The sequence below is a fragment of the Bacteroides sp. OF04-15BH genome (assembly GCF_003477995.1).
GTDB lineage: Bacteria > Bacteroidota > Bacteroidia > Bacteroidales > Bacteroidaceae > Paraprevotella.
The window spans coordinates 1-3,337 of the sequence record NZ_QUEM01000075.1; the positions used below are offsets into that span (position 1 = coordinate 1).

At 49.7% G+C, this 3,337-nt stretch carries 1 protein-coding gene; it reads right to left on the reverse strand.

Going from position 1 to position 3,337, the window contains the following annotated elements; genetic code table 11:
* On the reverse strand, positions 1 to 3,206 hold a 3,206-nt coding region (locus DXA74_RS15730), incomplete at its 3' end, for a tetratricopeptide repeat protein (protein WP_147401160.1).
* Positions 3,207 to 3,337: the final 131 nt, after the last annotated feature.

Sequence of the window (3,337 nt, forward strand, 5' to 3'; positions counted from 1 at the left end):
GACTCTTCCGTACCGGAGATTCCTTCGTGCACCTGCACCTGGTATTTCCGGGAAGTCAGGATATCCGCAATCTGACGGACTTCCTCGCTGCTCTCGGGAAGCGCCACAAAGGCACTGTCGCCCCGCAAGGTACTGCGCATCACCATCTGCGAACCGACCGAATACTTACGGCTCTCGGCCAGCATCTCATCGCCCGTCATGTCGTATTGCAAACCGCCATACAGCACCGCCGAATGCCCAGACTCCCGAACCGCATGCACACGAGCGATTTCACGGGCAGAAGAAAGACGCACAAAACGATAGTGCTTGCCCAGCAGACTGCCATCGCCGGTGGACAAGGATTCCCACGCCAGCTGATACAGCTTGCCCGAAGGAACATAATAGATGGTAGCTCCTTCCACAGCATGCGGACGGATCTTGTCCCAAAGGAGTTTGACGGCTTTTTCCGAAGCAGTTGCCCCATACAGCAAATCCAAAGCATTTTCCGGCATCAGGTCATCCAGTTCTTTCTGTGTGAACAGGCGGAGCAAAAGAGGATATTCACGGTCCTTACGGATCAGGAAAGCGGCATATTCCGTCTTGCCTTTTTGGGGCACATAATCCACAAAATCAACAAGCAGCTCGTTGTCCTTCAATAGTTTCCGGACCTGCTGATAGTCCCAGTCCAGAAAACGGGTGTAATCGGCATAGCTTTTGGAACGGACCGTCAGCTCATGATCCAGTTTCTGTATCCGGTCATTCAAAACTGCCAGAGTATCGCTGTCGGCACCATATTTCCGATATAAAGCCGAAGTCTGTTCCTTCAGTTCAAGCATGTTCTTGAATTTCTCCAGGTCTTCGGAGCTACCTTCTGTTTGGATGGCTTTCTGTAGAGATTTCTCGGTTTCGAGCAACAGGGATTTCGAAAAGAGCAGGGCATTATAACTGGCTTCCGTAAAAGCATTGTCGGTAGCTTCGGCCTGCAAGGCAAAGAAAGGCATCGTCCACAGTTTCTCCATCGCAACATTCCAGAACGAACCACGCTCGGCTGAGTTCACATAGCGCAACTGGGATTTTACCATATTCTGAAGCCATTGGGCCGCCTGCCCGTACAGCCGGCATCCTTCATCTTTGTTGCCCAAATACAGTTCCACAGTTCCCAATCTGGCCAGAGTCTCCTGATACTGGGACGATTCCTTGCCATATTTTGCCCGATAAGCCTCGGCACACCGCCGATACGCTTTTCGAGCCTCTTTATACTTCTTCATTCTTGTCAGGACCATACCCTGCGACGACAGATTGTCCAACAGCTCGTCATCCCCAGCTCCATACTGCGCCAGAATTTTCCCGGCTTCGGAAAAGTCCTCATAAGCCTTTTTCCAGTCCTCAAACAAAGAATATCCCAAACCACGGGCTTTATAGACCATAGCCAACATACGCGGCGCAGGATCTTTCTTTAAAATCAACCCCAGAATGACATCAAAGCATTCGGTAAACGATTTCAGATTCTTCAGGCGTGCATAAATAAGTCCCTGGGTCACCCAAGGCTCAAAAAAAGCGGCATCTCTTCTGTCTGAAGAAAGAATCAGATATTCACGACCGTATTCTTCTGCCGAGCGGTAATCTCCTAGAGCCATCTTCAGATCCCTCATCTTGGCATAATAAAGAACGAAAAGAGACGCGTCTCCTTTCCCGGGCGACACCATGAACAGACTCCTGTTATAGTAGTACTCCGCCAGGGCATAATCACCCTGCTCCATCATGCGGTCGCCATAATCCAAATAATATTGCTGCCGCAAACCAATATCCTTCAGAGAGTCCAACGCAAATCTCTCCGAGGCATAGGTGTCCATATCATTCTGCTGGCGTGACAGCAACAGCATTTCCTTCCGGACGTCGGCCAACAATTCGGAATCATTGACCTGCAAGGCCAGTTTCCGGGCTTTCTCCAAAAGTTCCTGTGCCTTCTGGGCCTCTCCCTTTTGCCGGCGTATCTCTCCCAGGCGGAGCAGAGTCTGGCTCTGCTCTTTCAGGTCACCTCCGGCGATATATGCCTGCAATGCTTTCTGAAAACAGCTGTCGGCTTGTTCCGTTTTCATTTTCAGAACACATTTTCCTCCCTCCAGATACCAGGAAGAGCCCAACAGGTTCTGAAGATCGCGAGAACTCTCATCTGAGGCATAGGGCATAATGGTTGCCAGAATCTTACGCGCTCCCGGATAATCAGTGGCTCCCGGAAGCAATTTCATCGAGGCAAACAGCTGACCGCTATGCACAGCCAGATGCTCTGCTTCCGCTCTCTCCTCTCCGGAAAAGTCCATCGCCAGCAGTTCCCGGCAGTTCAGCCAGGCTTCCTGATAACGCTTCATACGCAGATAACAACGAACCGCCCGAATCTGGGCACGCCGATGCAGCTTCTGTGCACTTTCAGTTTTTATCTTTCGGGTGTATTTCCCCACAATCCGAAAACTCTGCAACGCTTCTGCAATCCGGTTCTCCCCATCTGCCAGCTCTGCTTTCTGCATCAGCGCCGCCAATCCCTCTTCCGTATCCAGCACAGAACGCTCTTCAATCAGTTTTGCATACTTTTTCTCCATGCTGCGAATCATCATCAGAGTTTCCATCTGCCCTTTGACATCCTTCAGCTTTTCATAGCACTCATAGGCTTCTATCAAACAGGAATATGCCTGCAACATCTCATTCTTTCGATAAAACTCCAATGCTTCAAAGCTCCAGGTATCGGCCTGCAAACCTTTTATTAGCCTCTGCATCGAAGGTACGGAGTACTCTTCCAATTCGGACAGGAAAGCACGCAAATCGGAAAAGTTCTCATATTCCGTGACCATCTTGTCCTGAACATACGAAGTCACAGTGTTGACATACAAATCGCGTACATCCTGCTTTTCCTGCCCTTTCAGAGGCAATTTGATCAGTTCCGTACAGCATTCCATGGCCTGCTTGCCTTGCCCCATAATCTGATAACACAACACAATCATGCGCTGGGAGCGGACATAAATCTGCCGTTCCCGGTCTGTGCGCATGCCTTTGGTGGCCTCGCCCACCTTCTGAAACGTTTCCAGGGCCTTTTGGTAATTCTTGGCTTTGCTATAGGCAAAACCCTTATCCATGGCGGCCTCGACTTTTTTATCGATTTGCTGTGCCTGTCCGTTTCCGGTATAGAAGAAAAACAACAAAGCTAATAGAATGGTATAAAATCTCATTGGCATATCTTGAATCTATTTCATCAATGTTTCTCCAAAAGCATCTCAGCGTTTTCGCATCAGTCTATCATCACGAAACCGGCCCAATAAAACGGTTCCGGATAGCGGTCCCGGATTTCCTGTCTGGCCTCCTCAAA